The following is a 14,803-nucleotide window of genomic DNA, read 5'->3' as shown; positions in this document are numbered from 1 at the left end:
TCTCGGGGGTGTGAGAATTCAGCCCCGCGGGTGCACGGCCACGGGTTCGGGGGCGACGGCGATGCGGACGCGATCGCCGAAGGAGGGGCGGATGCCGGGCGCGTGCTGCACCCGGACGAGCTCTCCGGATTCCGTGCGCACGAGGGTGCGCCGCATGCTGCCGAGGAAGGTGCTCTCCTGCACCAGGGCGTCGGTGGCGGCGTCCGCTTCACTGGCGAAGAAGACGTTCTCGGGGCGCAGATACACGTCGACCGGCCCGATCGCCGGGGACTGCAGGGGCAGCCGCTGCCCCCACACCACGACATGGTCGCCCTCGCCGACACCGGAGACGACGCTGGAGAGTCCGACGAATGCGGCCACACCCGCCGTCGACGGGGTCGTGTACAGCTGCTCGGGCGAGCCGATCTGCTCGATCCGTCCGGAGTTCATCACCGCGATGCGGTCGGAGACGGCCAGCGCCTCCTCCTGGTCGTGCGTGACGAACACGGTCGTGATGCCGAGACGCAGCTGGATGCGGCGGATCTCGTCGCGCAGCTGCACGCGCACCTTCGCGTCGAGCGCCGAGAGCGGCTCGTCGAGCAGCAGCACCTTCGGCTCGGTGACCAGGGCGCGGGCCAGGGCGACGCGCTGCTGCTGGCCACCGGACAGCTGGTGCGGGAAGCGGTCGGCGAAGTCGGCGAGGCCCACCAGCGCCAGGGCATCGAGGGCGCGCTTCGTGGACTCGGAGGCGGAGACACCGCGACGACGCAGGCCGAACGCGGTGTTCTCGGCGACCCGGAGGTGCGGGAACAGGGAGTACGACTGGAAGACCATGCCGATGTCGCGCTTGTTGGTCGGGACGCGCGAGACATCGTGGCCGCCGAGCAGCACCGCGCCCTCATCCGCCCCCTCGAGGCCCGCCAGCACGCGCAGCAGGGTCGTCTTGCCGCAGCCGGACGGGCCGAGCAGCGAGACGAACTCGCCGGGGGCGATGTCGAGGTCGACACCATGCAGCACACGGGTGCCGGAGTAGCTCTTGACGATGCCCTGCAGCTCGACGCGGGTGCCCTCGCCGGCCTCGGCCAGCAGCAGGTTGTCCGCCGTGCGGGGGAGCGGGTGGTCGAGGGTCATGAGCGGGCCTTTCCTTTGCCACGCGCGACGCGGCCGATGAGGAGGAGCAGGATGAAGACGAAGGCCAGCGCCAGCAGTGTGAAGATCGCCGGGGCGTAGGGGTCCTGCTTCTGGACGACCACCATCGCCGTCTGGAACACCTGGCGGTTGAGCAGCGAGGCGATCGTGAACTCGCCCAGCACGACCGCGATCGAGATGAGCGAGGCCGAGAGGAGCCCCTGGCGCAGGTTGGGCGCGAGCACCTTCAGCACCACCGTCGGCCAGCTCGCGCCGAGTGAGCGGGCAGCCTCCGACAGCGTGCGCAGATCGGCGGCGTCGATGGAGGCCTGGATCGAACGGTAGGCGAACGGCAGCACGGTGATGCCGTAGGCGAATGCCAGGGTCCAGGTGCCGGTGCCGAGCGTGCGGCCGATCTGCAGATAGATCGGCGCGAGACCCACCACCAGAACGATCGCGGGGATCGAGATCGGCAGCAGCACAGCGAACTCGAACATCGGCTTGAGCCTGCCGAAGCGGAGGTTCACCAGGATCATGGTCGGCGCGAGCAGGAGCAGCACGATCGCGACCGTGACGACCGCCAGGATCAGGGAGTTGCCGAGGCCGGTCCAGATCGGCTTGATCGCTGCGGATGCGGCGGGATCGAACAGCGCGATCCAGTGCTCGAGCGACACCCCCTCCGTGCCGCGGAGGGTGAAGAGGAAGGTCGACACCAGGGGGATCGCGAAGAACGCCCCGACGAGGATGCCGATGATCCAGCGCGTCGCGAGTGAGGGAGCGAGCCGGTTCATGATTGCCACCTCGCAGCCCGACGCTGGACGAGCGAGTACAGCGCCATGACCACTCCCACGATGACGATCATGCCGAGCGCGAGTGCGCCGGCGAGATTCTCCCTGCCCAGGACCGTCTCACTCGTGAGCGCGGTGCGGATCTGCAACGGGACGATCTGCGCCCCCTGGCTCGCGAGGGCGGCGGCCGTGGCGTACGACGAGAACGCGTTCGCGAACAGCAGCAGCAGGCTGGCGAGGAATGAGGGGGCGAGCACGGGGATGCCGATGCGGAGCCAGAAGCTGGCACGCGTGCCGCCGAGCGTGAGGTTGGCCTCGGCCCACTGCGGCTTGAGGGCGGCGAGGGCGGGCATGAACGTGATCACCATCAGAGGGATCTGGAAGTAGATGTACGGCAGGATCAGTCCGGGCAGCTCATACAGCCAGGTGCCGTTCTCGAAGATGTTGAGGCCGAAGGTGTCTTTCAGGAAGACCGTGATGATCCCCTGGATGCCGATCGTCGCGATGAAGGCGAAAGCGAGCATGACGCCGCCGAACTGGGCGAACACACCGGCCGCGGCATCGACGCTCGCGCGGACGGCGCCTTCGGGGTTCATGCCCAGCAGGGCGTAGCAGACCAGGGCTCCCACGACAGCGCCGACGACCGCGGTTCCCAGCGAGAGACCGGCAGAGTTGGCGAAGGTGTTCAGCACCACGGGGTCGCCCAGCGCCGAGATGTTCGTCCAGGTGAAGGAGCCGTCCTCGGTGAAGAAGCCGGAGCCGATCGCGAGCACGGTCGGAACCGCCAGGAACAGCACGACGTAGGCCGCGAACGGGACCAGGCCCAGCCAGGCCGGAGACGGCGTGGACCGCCGGGTCCTCGCGCTGTGCGAGGACCCGGCGGAGGTGGCGGGGACGGATGCCGCAGCATCCGTCCCCGGTGCGGAGAGGGTGGTCACTGGACCGCCGCTGCCCACTTCTCGCCGAGCAGGGTGCCGGCGTTGGTGGACTGCTCCTCGGTCGGGACGACGGTCTCTTCCGGCGCCTCGGGAAGCGCGGCGGCGAGGTCGGCGTCGATCGTGCCGGCCTCGGTCATGGCCTCCATGCGGGCCGGGCGTGCACCGCCCTTCAGCCACAGGTTCTGCACCTCGTCGCTGTAGAGGAACTCCTGCCACAGGCGGGCAGCCGCCGGGTGCGGAGCGTCGACGTTGATGGCCTGGTTGTAGTAGCCCGCATAGCCGGTGCCGTCGAACACGACGACCTTCCAGTTCTCGTTGTCGGCCGTGTGCGAGGCGTTCAGGTAGTCCCAGTCGAAGACGACCGGGGTCTCACCGCTGGTGATCGTCGCGGTGGTCACGTCGACCTTCAGCAGGTTGCCCGCCTTCTGCAGCTCGGAGAAGAAGTCGATGCCCGGCTGGTAGTCGTCGAGCGATCCGTCGGACTGGACGGTGGCGAGGCCGACCGCGGCGAACGCGGCGCCGGCCTGAGTCGGGTCGCCGTTGATCGCGACCGCGCCCTTGTAGTCCGCCGACAGCAGGTCGGAGAGCTCGGCGGGGGCGTCGAACTTCGAGGAGTCGTAGCCGATCGACATGTATCCGCCGTAGTCGCCGACGAAGAGGCCGGTGGGCTCCTTGAGCGCGTCGGGGATGTCATCCCACGTCTGCACCTTGTACGGGGCGAAGGTGTCGGTGTTCTGCAGGGCGACCGTCAGGCCGAGGTCGAACACGTCGGGGGCCGTGTCGAGGCCCTTGTTGGTCTCCGCCGCCTGGATCTCCTCGGCGCTGGAGACGTCGGGCGAGGCCTCGTTGATCGTGATCTCCGGGTACTTCTCGGCGAACAGGTCGAGGACTTCGCCGTAGTTGGCCCAGTCGCGGGGGAGGGCGATGACGTTGAGGGCGCCCTCGGCCTTGGCGGCGGCCTCGAGGTCGGCGAAGGTGCCGAAATCGGCGACGGAGGTGGCCGTCGTGGCATCCACGTCGGAGTCACCACCGGAGGCGGGCGCGTCGGTCGCGCCGGCGCAGGAGGTGAGTGCGAGTGCGGCCGTGGTGGCCAGGGCGATACCGGCGCCGATGCGTGCGCGGCGGATGAAGCGTGCCATGAGTGTCCTCTCGGGTGACCGGCGATCGCCGGTTCGGGGTTGCGAGAGGACGCTACGGGGCGGGGGTTACCGGTCGTCGCGGGTCGGGTGAACGTGCGGTGTCCGGCTGGTGGCGGGAGGGAGCGCGGTCGGTGCGATCAGCCACCGACCGTGTACTTGAAGCCGAGGTGCGACCCGATATAGCCGAGGCGTTCGTAGAAGCGGTGGGCCTCGGTGCGGGCGGCATCGGACGTGAGCTGCACCATCGCCGCACCGAGCGCCGGAGCCGCCGCCTCGCCGACCCAGCGCATCACGGCCGACCCGATGCCGGAGGAGCGCAGGTCGCTGCGCACCCGCACGGCCTCGACGAGCAGACGCCGTGCGCCCCGTCGCGCCATGCCGGGGATCGAGGTGAGCTGCAGGGTGCCGACGATCTCACCCTCGAGCTCGACCACTAGCAGGTCGTTCGACGGTTCGGCGAGGATATCCACCAGCGCGGCGGCATAGGCCGGCCGGTCGGCCTCGGAGGCGACATCACCGCGGGCCGCGCTGATCGGGTCATCGGCGAGCAGAGCGATCACGGCATCGGCGTCGGCGGGCGTGGCCCTGCGCAGCAGCGCGCGGCCGGCGCGGGAGTCGAAGGCGTGGGGGAGGGGAAGAGCGTCGAGCATGGCACCAGTCTGCCAGCGTCGCAACTCAGGACATCGGCGGCGGATCGGGCCGGGGCCGGGGTGCCGGTGCCGGGAAGTCGGGCATCGCCCCGTGCGGCGGCTGCGGCCGTCCTGAGTTGCGGAGAGGGCGCCGTCGTTCGAGGTGCCTGTCGTCTGGCATTCTGGCGGGATGGACATCGGCGCAGTGCTCGGGCTCGAGCAGCTCACGTGGGGCATGCTGCTGCTGGTGATCCTCGCCGCGTTCGGTGCCGGCTGGATCGATGCCGTCGTCGGTGGTGGCGGTCTGCTGCAGCTGCCCGTGCTGCTCCTCATTCCCGGCATCGCGCCGGTGCAGGCGCTCGCGACCAACAAGTTCGCGTCCGTCTTCGGCACGGCCACGAGCAGCGTCACCTACTATCGACGGGCGAAACCCGATATCCGCACGGCCCTGCCGATGGCGGCGGTCGCCCTGGTCGGCTCGTTCGGCGGAGCCGCGGTGGCGACGGTCCTCCCGCCGGCCGCGTTCAAGCCGATCATCGTCGTGGCGCTGCTGGCCGTCGCGCTGTTCACGGCGTTCCGCCCGCAACTGGGTGCCGCGACGAAGCTGCGGTTCAGCGGGCACAAGCACCACATCATGGCCGGCGCCGCCGGGCTCGGGATCGGCTTCTACGACGGAATGATCGGGCCCGGCACCGGGACGTTCCTCGTCATCACGCTCGTCGCGCTGATGGGCTACGACTTCCTGCAGGCGAGCGCCAAGGCGAAGATCGTGAACTTCGCCACGAACCTCGGGGCGCTGTTGCTTTTCATCCCGCACGGATCCGTGCTGTGGCTGCTCGGCGGCATCCTCGCGGTGGCGAACGTCGCGGGGAGCTACCTCGGCTCACGCATGGCGATCGCGCGTGGCACCACCTTCATCCGGGTGGTGTTCCTCATCGTCGTGATGGGGCTGATCGCGAAACTCGGCGTCGACGTGTGGAACGAGAACATCCAGCCCGCTCTCGCTCTGCTGCGCTGAGCAGTCCGCGCGGCCGCGTGCAGTTCCCGCGGCCGTTCTCGCGACATCCGGCCGAGCGAGGCGCTTATCTCCGACGCACGCGCACACGAAGAGACCCCGCGCTGCACGGCAGCGCGGGGTCTCTCGGCAGAACCGGGGTGCGGGTCAGGCGTCGTCGTCCTCGGGCTCGTAGTCGACGCCGGCTTCGGCGCGCTGGGCGTCGGTGATCGGTGCCGGAGCCGAGGTCAGCGGGTCGAAGCCGTTGCCGGACTTCGGGAACGCGATGACCTCGCGGATCGACTCGGTCTTGGTCAGGTGCTGCAGCACGCGGTCCATGCCGAGCGCGATCCCGCCGTGCGGCGGGGCGCCGAACTTGAACGCCTCGAGCAGGAAGCCGAACTGCTCGTCGGCCTGCTCGTCGCTGATGCCCATGACCTCGAAGACGCGCTTCTGCACGTCTTCGCGGTGGATGCGGATCGACCCGCCGCCGAGCTCCGAGCCGTTGCACACGATGTCGTACGCGTAGGCGAGGGCCGATCCGGGGTCGGTGTCGAACGTGTCCTGGAACTCGGGCTTCGGTCCGGTGAACGCGTGGTGCACGGCCGTCCAGGCGCCGGCGCCGACCGCGACGTCTCCGGATGCCACGGCGTCAGCAGCCGGCTCGAACATGGGGGCGTCGACGACCCAGGTGAACGCGAACTCGTCCGGGTTCAGGTAGCCGAGGCGGCGACCGATCTCGACGCGTGCGGCGCCGAGGAGCGCGCGGCTCTCCTTCGTAGCACCGGCGGCGAAGAACACGCAGTCGCCCGCGCTCGCTCCGACGAACTCCGCGAGTCCGGCCTGTTCGGCCTCGGACAGGTTCTTCGCGGCCGGGCCGCCGAGCGAGCCGTCCTCGTTGAACAGGACGTAGGCGAGACCGCGGGCACCACGCTGCTTCGCCCAGTCCTGCCAGGCGTCGAGCTGCTTGCGCGGCTGGCTCGCGCCCCCGGGCATGACGACGGCACCGACGTACTCGGCTTGGAAGACGCGGAACGGGGTGTCCTTGAAGTACTCGGTCGCCTCGACGAGCTCGAGTCCGAAACGCAGGTCGGGCTTGTCGGAGCCGTACTTGGCCATGGCGTCGGCGTAGGTCATGCGCGGCAGCGGCAGCGCGACCTCGACGCCGATGGTCGCCCACATCGCCTGGATGAGCGACTCCATCAGCGTGATGACGTCTTCCTGGTCGACGAAGCTCATCTCGATGTCGAGCTGCGTGAACTCCGGCTGACGGTCGGCGCGGAAGTCCTCGTCGCGGTAGCAGCGTGCGATCTGGAAGTACTTCTCGACGCCGCCGACCATGAGCAGCTGCTTGAACAGCTGCGGCGACTGCGGCAGGGCGTACCAGCTGCCGGGGCTCAGACGAGCGGGCACCAGGAAGTCGCGGGCGCCCTCCGGCGTGGAGCGCGTGAGCGTCGGCGTCTCGACCTCGGTGAAGTCCTCGGCGTGCAGCACGTCACGGATCGCCTTGTAGACGGTCGAGCGCAGACGCAGAGCGGATGCCGGTGTCGGACGACGAAGGTCGAGGTAGCGGTACTTGAGGCGCGCCTCCTCGCCGACGGTCTCGCTGTCGGCGAGTGCCGTCGAGACCTGGAAGGGGAGCGGGGCGGACTCGTTGAGCACCTCGACGTCGGCGGCGATCAGTTCGATCTCGCCCGTCGGCAGGTTCGGGTTCGCGTTGCCCTCAGGGCGCTGCGAGACGACACCGGTGACCTTGAGCACGAACTCGTTGCGCAGCGGGTGGGCGATCTCCTCGTCGCGGATGACGACCTGGGCGATGCCCGAGGCGTCCCGCAGATCGATGAAGGCGACTCCTCCGTGGTCACGACGACGATCGACCCATCCCGCGAGGGTGACGGTCTGACCGATGTGCTCGGCTCGCAGTGAGCCTGCCGAGTGGGTGCGAAGCACGGAGAATTCCTTCTGATCTGCGAAAGGGTGAACCCGCCCAGTCTACGTGGGCGGTCGGGTCCCCTCCGGCGGGTTCCCCGCGTCGCCACCGATCGTCAGTATGATCGGCCACGACACAGCCATCACACAGAAAGGGTGCACCGTGGACACCAACGGCATCAACGATCTCTACGCGACGATCTTCTCCGGAACCACCGGTCTGATCGCACTCGCCTTCTACGTCCTGGTCGCCATCGGCCTGTGGAAGGTGTTCTCCAAGGCGGGTTATCCCGGCATCCTCGCGATCATCCCGATCGTGAACATCGTCATCCTGGTGCGCATCGCCGGCATGTCCGGATGGCTCGCTCTGCTCTACATCATCCCGATCGTCAACGTCGTGTTCGGCATCATCGTGGCCATCAAGCTCGGTGAGCGCTTTGGCAAGGGAGGACTGTTCTCGTTCTTCCTGCTCTTCGTCTTCCCGTACATCGGCTACCTGATCCTCGGGTTCGGGGACTCGCGCTACAGCAAGGCCTGACGTGCCGGCGACGCGACTGCACCTCGTCCGCCATGGAGAGGTGCACAATCCCGCACGCGTGCTCTACGGGCGGCTGCCCGACTACCACCTGAGCACCGCGGGACGTCGCATGGCGCAGGCGGCGGCCGATCACGTGGCGTCGCTGGACCGGTCGGTCGTCGCCTTGTACTCCTCGCCCCTGGAGCGCGCGCAGGAGTCGGCTGAGCCCTTCGCGGAGCGGTTCGACCTGGTGCCAGAGATCGACATCCGCATCATCGAACCGACCAACGTGTTCGAGGGCACCCAGATGCGTCGCTCGCTCATGAACCCGTTGAACTGGTGGCACCTGCGGCAGCCCTCGCTGCCGAGCTGGGGTGAGCCGTACACCTCGATCGCGGAACGGATGCTGGGCGCCATGGGCGAGGCCTGGCGGGCAGCCGAGGGTGGCGACGTCGTGATGGTCTCGCACCAGGCGCCGATCTGGATCACGCACCTCCGCGTCGCGGGTCTGCCGTTGCGGCACGACCCGCGCACGCGGAGGTGCGCGCTGTCGAGCGTCACCTCGTTCGAACTCGTCGGCGACGTGTGGCGCGAGGTCGCCTATGCGGAACCGGCGACCACCGAGGGCGCTGTGGATGTCGGGGCCGTCTGAATCCTGACCGCTGTGGCCGCACCTTCTGCGGCCTCATGCGCCTTTCGCGGCCTGATCCGCGCGGAGGGGCCGCAGAAGGTGCGGGAGGCCGCAGAAGAGGACGCCGGGTCAGTGCTCCGCGACCAGCAGCGACTGGATGATGCCGACGGCGGCGAGCTGTCCGGCCGTGGCCGCCACCATCACGGCCGCCATCGGGCCGGGGAGCTCGGCGCGGTGGGCGAGGTCGCCGGCCGCGAAGACGCCGGGCGCCGAGGTGCGGCCGAAGTCGTCGATCTCGATCGCGCCGGACTCCCGCATGCGCAGCTCCAGCTGCGCCGCGAAGGGGGCGCGCTGACGCATCGTTCCCGAGGCGACGAACACGCCGGCGACGGTGTGCTCGGCGTCGGAGGTGCGCACCACGACACCGGCGTCATCGGCCGAGACCGCCACGACCGCGGAGCCGCTCACTCGGGCGCCCTGTGCTTCGAGGGAGGCGACCTCTTCGGCAGTGAAGGTCTCGGCGACGGGCACCACCGTGATCTCCCTCACGATGCGGCCGAGCAGGCCGATCAGGTGCGCGGCACGGTCCGCACCGCCGAGGATCGCGATCGGTCTCCCCGCGTGCTCGTGACCATCGCAGAACGGGCAGGCGAAGGCACGCGTCCCCCACAGGGCTGACAGGCCCTGGACGTCGGGGAGGTCGTCGATCACCCCGGTCGCGAGGATGATGTTCCGCCCCGATGCCGTCGAGCCGTCGCTGAGCGTCACGGTGAAGTCGCCCTCGGCTCCGGACACGCTCTCCGCACGGATGTCGCGGATCTCGACGTCGTCGTAGGCGCCGAGCTGCGCGCGGGCGGTCGCGCGGAACTCGGCGGGCGGGGTGCCGTCGTTCCCGATCACGTTGTGCATGTGCAGGACGGCGCCGTTGCGGTACTCGCCCGAGTCGAGGAGCAGGGTCGAGCGGTGCATCCGCCCCAGGGTGAGTGCGGCCTGGAGGCCTGCGGGGCCGGCGCCGATCACGATCGCGTCATACATGGGAGGGTCCTTCCGCCGTTCGGTGTTGCGTTCTCGGACAGTCTGTGACTTCATGTCAACATGAAGTCAAGTCCCGAGAGTCCGTGGTCCGTCGGCGAGGTCGCGGCCCGCTTCGACCTGCCCACCAACGTGCTCCGGCACTGGGAGACCGTCGGACTGCTGCGACCGGCGCGAGACCCGGCCGGGCGCCGCAGATATGGCGAGGACGAGGTCGTGCGCATCGCGGTAATCCAGCGCAGCAAGGCGGCGGGGATGACTCTCGAGCAGATCGGCGTGCTGCTCGACGACGGCAGCGCGGGGCGCCACCACGTGCTGCAGGAGCACCTCGACGACCTCGACAGGCGGATGGAGGAGATGCGGCGGTCGCGTGAGATGACCGAGCACGCGATGCGCTGCCGGTCGCACGACATCGCCACCTGTCCCCGGTTCCGCGCGGGCGTCGCCGACGTGCTGGCGGGTTTCTGACAGAGCGCGGCTGAGGGGCTGGGCCTAGGCGGATGCCGGGCCGGTACCGGTGAGGCAGGAGCGCCCACCGGACCGACCCCGACGCGGGGAGCTCAGCGCGACTGGTGACGCATCCGCAGCGCCGCCGTCACCGTGACGACCCCGACCACGACGACGAAGACCAGCAGCACGACGAGCTGCGGCGCGAAGGACAGCGCCGCGCCGATCGCGAGTACGGGCAACGCGAGTCCGCAGTAGGCGACGAGGAAGATCGCGGCGAGCGTCTCACCGCGGCGTCCATCCTCAGCGAGCTCGCCGGCGACGGCCAAGGAGCACTTGAAGAGCGCCCCGACCCCCGCGCCGCCGATGACGCCGCCGATGATGAACAACGCGAACAGCGCGAGCACCGCGCCGAGGGCGATGGCCGCCAGCCCCAGGCCGCAGGCGATGGCCGCGAACAGCAACTGCGTGCGGCGAGGCACGGACGCCAGAACCACCTGCGCGGCCGCGGCAGAACCGAAGACGGCGAAGACCGTCAGGCCCGCGACGAGGTGGTCGGTCAACTCGAACGTGCCGATGAGGATGCTGGGGGCGAGGGACGTGAACATCCCGAACAGTGCGAAGCCCGCGAAGGCTGCGAAGCCGGCAGCGACGAAGGCGCTCCGGGAGGTCGCCGGAACCGCGATGCGTTGCGGACGGTACGCGCGCGGTGCCACGGTCACGGTCTCGGGCACGAGGGTGAGGGCGACGGCCAGGAGGATGAGGACGATCGCGAACACCGTGTGCGGCAGATGCAGCGGGTCGGGGAAGAAGTCGGCGAAGACGCCTCCGAGCAGAGGACCCAGGGCGAGACCTCCGAGATTCGCTCCGCCGGCGACGGACGCGGCGACGATGCTGTTCTCCTCCGGTCGGGCACGGGCGCGCAGCTCGCTGAGGTGTGCGGTCGCCGTGGCGGTGAGGACGCCGATGCTGACCCCGTTGATCACCCGCGCGACCAGGAGGCCGGCGACGTCGGTGAACACCATGAAGAGCACAGCGGACAGGGTCGACACCAGAACCGCGATGACGAGCATCCGTCGTCGTCCCATCCAGTCGCTGACGTGGCCGAGGAGGAACAGACTCGCGACGACACCGACGGCGTAGGCGGCGAAGATGACGGTGATGGTGGCGACCGGGAAGCCGTCCTCCTGCTGGTAGAGCGGGTAGAGCGGGGTCGGCACCGTGGAGTACGCCATCACGAGGAGGAACGCGATGGCGACCACCCAAAAGCCGATGGTGCGCGGTCGCGTGCTGGTCGGTGTCGTCATGGCTTCATCTTCCGGGTGCGGTGGAGGGAGTCACCGGATGTGGCCGGCGCTTTCCCAATACCGTGTGAGTTTGAGAGCGAGATGCAGGGCACTGCGCTGCATCCCGTTGCCGAGGGCGTTCCTGACGACCTCGGGCATGTTCTCGAGCCGGTAGTAGAGGGTGGTCCGGTGGATGTGCAGGGTGTCGCACACCTCCCGAATGTGGTTCGCGGCGTCCAGGAGCACCTCCACCGTCTGCCTGCGCGTCGGGTCGGGGTCGTGCAGGAGGGCGTGTGCTGCGGGCGAATACCATTGCAGCCGCTCGGGGTCGGCGAGGACGTCGGCGAGCAGCAGCCACGGACCGACGTCGTCCGGCAGCGCACACGAGCCCAACTCGGGCACCAGGTCCACGACCTTCGCGGTGGCCACCGCGCGTGCTGCGACGGGGAGCAGATCCGTGTCGTGCTCGGACAGTGCCGCTGCCCCGACGCCCTTCAAGAGAACGCCAGCGCGTTCTGCCTCGGAGCGGATCACCTCGTCGATCCCCTCCTGGGGGCTCAGGCGTCCGATGAACAGCAGCGCCGTTCCCCTCTCGCCGATGAACGTGAGCGCCTGTCGGGCGCTGGACTCCAGTGCGTGGCCGAGCGCGGCGCGCAGGATCACCGGCGCGTCCTCGCCGACTGTCACCGCGCGCACGACCGTCTCCGGGCCTCTGCGGATGCCGTGGCTGCGGACGGCTACGGCAAGTGCCTCGCGGCGCGTGCTCGGATCCCCGGAGAGCAGTGCATGAAAGACCGTCTCGCGCGCAGTGCGTGCAGCTCCCCGCTTCCGCGCCTGCAGCAAGGTGCCGGCGACGGCGACGGTTGCATCGATCGCCCGGAAGTCGTCTTCTCCGAGCGGCGGGAGACCGGATGTGATCAGCCAGATCGTTCCGAGTTGCTCATCGTCAGCCCAGATCGGGATGACGAAGCGCTCGTGCGCTCCGAACTCCGCGAAGTCGACGGTGAGGGGATGGCGGGTGCGTGCAACGCCCGACTTCTCCGCCCACTCCCGTTCGCGATGGGCCAGGGTTCGTGTCAGGAGCGTGCGCACCTGCAGCTCGTCGATGTCCTCGCCCTGGGCGCTGGCCGCGACGAGCCGGAAACCGGAGTCCTGCATCATGACCGAACGACCGAGGACCTCGGACAGTTCGTCGATGAGGTCCTGCAGGGTCGTGGCGCCGCTGCCGGATGGGAGCGGGATCAGATCGGCGCGGACTCGGCTGCGATCCTCACCTGCTGCTTGCTGCTGATTTGGCCACACCGACGACGCTACTGAGAGGTCCGCCGCGGTATCCAGGTCCGCGTTGTACCACCCTGCGTCGATGGTCATCTTCTGGCCTCGGTCATTCCGACGGCACGTCCGCCGGGGAGCGAACTGGCGAGGTGCGCGAAGATCTCCGCACCGGGGCCGCCCGGTCGCGCCGACAGCACGGTCAACTGGTACCCGGGCATGCTGCGGACCGCGAAGTTCTGCGCATCGATGGCGATCTCGCCGACGCCGTCGAAGAGGAAGCGGAACGTCGCATCTTCCGGTCCGGACACGTCGTGCCGCTCCCAGATGCGCACGAAGTCCTTGTGCACGGACAGCTGCTGGAGGAGCTCTCGCAGGCGCGGCGATTCCGGGTGCGCGTCGCGGCGCAGCGTCGCCACCGCCGAGCGCGCCATCGCCTCCCACTCGACGAGGCTCCGACGCATCCGTTCGTTGAACAGGGCCGAGACCTGATTCGATCCGGCGGCCAGACCGCCTTCGCCGAAGATGGTGGCGAGCGGATTGGACGCGACGATGTCCCGGTGCGGATCCGACACGTACGCGGGGGTGTGCGTCCATTGGGTGAGCGTGCGAGAGATGCGGTCGGGGGTGTCCGTGTCGCGCATGACGGGGCCACGCGGCATCTGCCCGGACACCAGCCGGAACGCATAGGCGGTGGATTCCACGTCCAGACGCAGGGCCCGGGCGATGGACCCGATGACCTGGTCGGAGGGCCGGGCTCCGCGGCCCTGCTCGATGCGGAGGTAGTAGTCGTTGCTGATGCCGGCGAGGTCGGCCACCTCGTCGCGGCGCAGGCCGGCGACGCGACGTCCGCGCGTGCGAGGCAGCCCCACATCTTCCGGGGAGAGCACAGCACGCCGCGCCCGAAAGTAGTCGCCAAGTGCGGTCAGAGAGCTGTCCATGCGTTGTCCTCGGGGGTCGGTGTCCAACGTTGTGAATGCAATGTATCGGCTCGATATGACGGTCACATCACCTGTTCGGAACCCGGACATCGCATGGTGCGGCGTCGGGCGTCCTCTCGACAACTGTCGGATGACGATTTCACGTTCTTCCTCGATACTGTCCCCAGGACCGACCGCCCGGGCGGGCCGAGAGCGAGGGATGCATGTCTGAGACGACCGAGGCTGTGCAGGCACTGACGACGCCGCTGACTGCGAACGCGGTGTTCCTGATCGTGTCGGTCGTTCCTGGCGGCATGGACAGGGCGCGCGACGTCGTCGTCGACCTCGCTGATGCTCTCAAAGCCCTCACCTTCCGATTCCCGGAGGCGATGCTCACCTGCACGGTCGGGATCGGGAATCGCATCTGGGCGGAGCTCACGGGACTGCAGGCACCCGCGCAGCTGCGAGACTTCACTCCGGTCATCGGCGCCGTCCACAGTGCCCCGGCGACCCCGGGGGATCTGCTCTTCCACATCCGTGCGGAGCGGGCCGATGTCTGCTTCGAGTTCGAGCGGCAGCTGCTTGAGGCCTTCGGAGATGCCGTCACCGTCGAGGACGAGACGGTCGGATTCCGCTCGTTCGACCGCCGGGACCTCCTCGGGTTCGTCGACGGCACCGCGAACCCGGTCGGCCCCGATGCCGACGACGCCGTCCTGATCGGAGCGGAAGAGCCGGCTCATGCGGGAGGCACCTACGTCGTCACGCAGAAGTATCTTCACCCTCTCGCGTCCTGGCGAGCTCTCCCCACGGAGACGCAGGAGGCCATCATCGGTCGGACGAAGCTCGAGGGGCTCGAGCTCGATGACGCGGAACAGGGCCAGAAGTCGCACAAGACGCTCGCGACCATCACCGACGACGACGGCACCGAGCACGACATCCAACGCGACAACATGCCCTTCGGTCGGCCCGGCCACGGCGAGTTCGGCACGTACTTCCTCGGATACTCACGAGATCTCTCCGTCATCCAGAAGATGCTCGAGCGCATGTTCATCGGCGATCCGCCCGGCATGCACGACCGGCTCTTGGACTTCTCCACCGCCCTCACCGGCTCCGTCTTCTTCGCCCCTCGCGCGGACGTGCTCGCCTCGTTCCGCTCTCCGGCGTGACGATGACG

The 14,803-nt window shown here is 69.0% G+C and carries 15 protein-coding genes; 5 read left to right on the top strand and 10 right to left on the bottom strand.

Translation table 11 applies throughout. From position 1 onward, the window contains the following. Window positions 1-18: 18 nt before the first annotated feature. The 5 genes from ACIOVG_RS03765 to ACIOVG_RS03745 all read right to left on the bottom strand — a co-directional run bounded on the left by ACIOVG_RS03765 (window position 19) and on the right by ACIOVG_RS03745 (window position 4,622). Window positions 19-1,110, bottom strand: a complete 1,092-nt coding sequence (locus ACIOVG_RS03765; RefSeq protein WP_400869183.1) for an ABC transporter ATP-binding protein — start codon at window positions 1,108-1,110, stop codon at window positions 19-21. Continuing rightward, window positions 1,107-1,898, bottom strand: a complete 792-nt coding sequence (locus ACIOVG_RS03760; RefSeq protein WP_400869181.1) for an ABC transporter permease — start codon at window positions 1,896-1,898, stop codon at window positions 1,107-1,109. Before ACIOVG_RS03760 ends, ACIOVG_RS03765 begins: the two co-directional genes overlap by 4 nt. After that, window positions 1,895-2,833 carry an ABC transporter permease gene (locus ACIOVG_RS03755; RefSeq protein ID WP_400869179.1) on the bottom strand — a complete coding sequence of 313 codons (939 nt, stop codon included), beginning with the start codon at window positions 2,831-2,833 and terminating at the stop codon, window positions 1,895-1,897. The genes ACIOVG_RS03760 and ACIOVG_RS03755 overlap by 4 nt, the downstream gene beginning before the upstream one ends. Further along, the gene (locus ACIOVG_RS03750) at window positions 2,830-3,972 is read right to left on the bottom strand and encodes an ABC transporter substrate-binding protein (RefSeq protein WP_400869177.1); all 1,143 of its coding nucleotides are present in this window, start codon (window positions 3,970-3,972) and stop codon (window positions 2,830-2,832) included. Before ACIOVG_RS03750 ends, ACIOVG_RS03755 begins: the two co-directional genes overlap by 4 nt. A gap of 137 nt (window positions 3,973-4,109) precedes the next feature. Continuing rightward, a complete protein-coding gene (locus ACIOVG_RS03745; protein ID WP_400869175.1) occupies window positions 4,110-4,622 on the bottom strand; it encodes a GNAT family N-acetyltransferase in 513 nt (170 codons plus the stop codon). A gap of 169 nt (window positions 4,623-4,791) precedes the next feature. On the opposite strand from ACIOVG_RS03745, the gene ACIOVG_RS03740 reads away from it, so the two are divergent. After that, a complete protein-coding gene (locus tag ACIOVG_RS03740; RefSeq protein ID WP_400869173.1) occupies window positions 4,792-5,619 on the top strand; it encodes a sulfite exporter TauE/SafE family protein in 828 nt (275 codons plus the stop codon). A 144-nt stretch (window positions 5,620-5,763) separates the two neighbouring features. Here ACIOVG_RS03740 and aspS read toward each other — a convergent pair whose 3' ends face one another. After that, a complete protein-coding gene (gene aspS, locus ACIOVG_RS03735) occupies window positions 5,764-7,545 on the bottom strand; it encodes an aspartate--tRNA ligase (protein ID WP_400869171.1) in 1,782 nt (593 codons plus the stop codon). 142 nt (window positions 7,546-7,687) lie between these two features. Between aspS and ACIOVG_RS03730 the strand changes: the two genes are divergently transcribed. Further along, window positions 7,688-8,062: a DUF5684 domain-containing protein gene (locus ACIOVG_RS03730; protein WP_247629214.1), complete on the top strand. Its 375-nt coding sequence runs from the start codon at window positions 7,688-7,690 to the stop codon at window positions 8,060-8,062. Between the two features lies 1 nt (window position 8,063). Further along, window positions 8,064-8,693: a histidine phosphatase family protein gene (locus ACIOVG_RS03725; protein ID WP_400869168.1), complete on the top strand. Its 630-nt coding sequence runs from the start codon at window positions 8,064-8,066 to the stop codon at window positions 8,691-8,693. Window positions 8,694-8,801: 108 nt separating this feature from the next. Here the strand turns inward: ACIOVG_RS03725 and ACIOVG_RS03720 are convergent, their stop codons facing one another. Then, window positions 8,802-9,707 (bottom strand): NAD(P)/FAD-dependent oxidoreductase, encoded by a 906-nt coding sequence (locus ACIOVG_RS03720; protein ID WP_400869166.1) that lies wholly within the window; start codon window positions 9,705-9,707, stop codon window positions 8,802-8,804. A 60-nt stretch (window positions 9,708-9,767) separates the two neighbouring features. Here ACIOVG_RS03720 and ACIOVG_RS03715 point away from each other — a divergent pair, with 60 nt between their 5' ends. Next, entirely contained in the window at window positions 9,768-10,172 is a 405-nt protein-coding gene (locus ACIOVG_RS03715; protein ID WP_400869164.1) for a MerR family transcriptional regulator, read from the top strand. A 92-nt stretch (window positions 10,173-10,264) separates the two neighbouring features. Here ACIOVG_RS03715 and ACIOVG_RS03710 read toward each other — a convergent pair whose 3' ends face one another. The 3 genes from ACIOVG_RS03710 to ACIOVG_RS03700 are packed head-to-tail and all read right to left on the bottom strand — an operon-like array spanning window position 10,265 to window position 13,650. After that, window positions 10,265-11,458: an MFS transporter gene (locus ACIOVG_RS03710; RefSeq protein WP_400869162.1), complete on the bottom strand. Its 1,194-nt coding sequence runs from the start codon at window positions 11,456-11,458 to the stop codon at window positions 10,265-10,267. A 30-nt stretch (window positions 11,459-11,488) separates the two neighbouring features. Continuing rightward, on the bottom strand, window positions 11,489-12,808 hold the full coding sequence (locus ACIOVG_RS03705; protein ID WP_400869160.1) for a PucR family transcriptional regulator: 1,320 nt from the start codon (window positions 12,806-12,808) through the stop codon (window positions 11,489-11,491). Beyond that, window positions 12,805-13,650: a helix-turn-helix domain-containing protein gene (locus tag ACIOVG_RS03700; protein ID WP_400869158.1), complete on the bottom strand. Its 846-nt coding sequence runs from the start codon at window positions 13,648-13,650 to the stop codon at window positions 12,805-12,807. The genes ACIOVG_RS03705 and ACIOVG_RS03700 overlap by 4 nt, the downstream gene beginning before the upstream one ends. Window positions 13,651-13,853: 203 nt before the next feature. Between ACIOVG_RS03700 and ACIOVG_RS03695 the strand changes: the two genes are divergently transcribed. Continuing rightward, window positions 13,854-14,795 carry a Dyp-type peroxidase gene (locus ACIOVG_RS03695; RefSeq protein WP_400869156.1) on the top strand — a complete coding sequence of 314 codons (942 nt, stop codon included), beginning with the start codon at window positions 13,854-13,856 and terminating at the stop codon, window positions 14,793-14,795. The last annotated feature ends 8 nt before the right edge of the window (window positions 14,796-14,803 follow it).

Source organism: Microbacterium sp. NPDC087591 (assembly GCF_044743625.1).
Taxonomy (GTDB): Bacteria; Actinomycetota; Actinomycetes; order Actinomycetales; family Microbacteriaceae; genus Microbacterium.
This window is presented reverse-complemented; position numbering and strand designations above follow the sequence as displayed.

Coding starts and splice junctions, on each gene's coding strand:
- ACIOVG_RS03700 (WP_400869158.1), bottom strand. CDS start 13,650: ATGGACAGCTCTCTGACCGCACTTGGCGACTACTTTCGGGCGCGGCGT.
- ACIOVG_RS03715 (WP_400869164.1), top strand. CDS start 9,768: ATGAAGTCAAGTCCCGAGAGTCCGTGGTCCGTCGGCGAGGTCGCGGCC.
- ACIOVG_RS03705 (WP_400869160.1), bottom strand. CDS start 12,808: ATGACCATCGACGCAGGGTGGTACAACGCGGACCTGGATACCGCGGCG.
- ACIOVG_RS03720 (WP_400869166.1), bottom strand. CDS start 9,707: ATGTATGACGCGATCGTGATCGGCGCCGGCCCCGCAGGCCTCCAGGCC.
- ACIOVG_RS03710 (WP_400869162.1), bottom strand. CDS start 11,458: ATGACGACACCGACCAGCACGCGACCGCGCACCATCGGCTTTTGGGTG.
- ACIOVG_RS03765 (WP_400869183.1), bottom strand. CDS start 1,110: ATGACCCTCGACCACCCGCTCCCCCGCACGGCGGACAACCTGCTGCTG.
- ACIOVG_RS03760 (WP_400869181.1), bottom strand. CDS start 1,898: ATGAACCGGCTCGCTCCCTCACTCGCGACGCGCTGGATCATCGGCATC.
- ACIOVG_RS03695 (WP_400869156.1), top strand. CDS start 13,854: ATGTCTGAGACGACCGAGGCTGTGCAGGCACTGACGACGCCGCTGACT.
- ACIOVG_RS03740 (WP_400869173.1), top strand. CDS start 4,792: ATGGACATCGGCGCAGTGCTCGGGCTCGAGCAGCTCACGTGGGGCATG.
- ACIOVG_RS03745 (WP_400869175.1), bottom strand. CDS start 4,622: ATGCTCGACGCTCTTCCCCTCCCCCACGCCTTCGACTCCCGCGCCGGC.
- ACIOVG_RS03750 (WP_400869177.1), bottom strand. CDS start 3,972: ATGGCACGCTTCATCCGCCGCGCACGCATCGGCGCCGGTATCGCCCTG.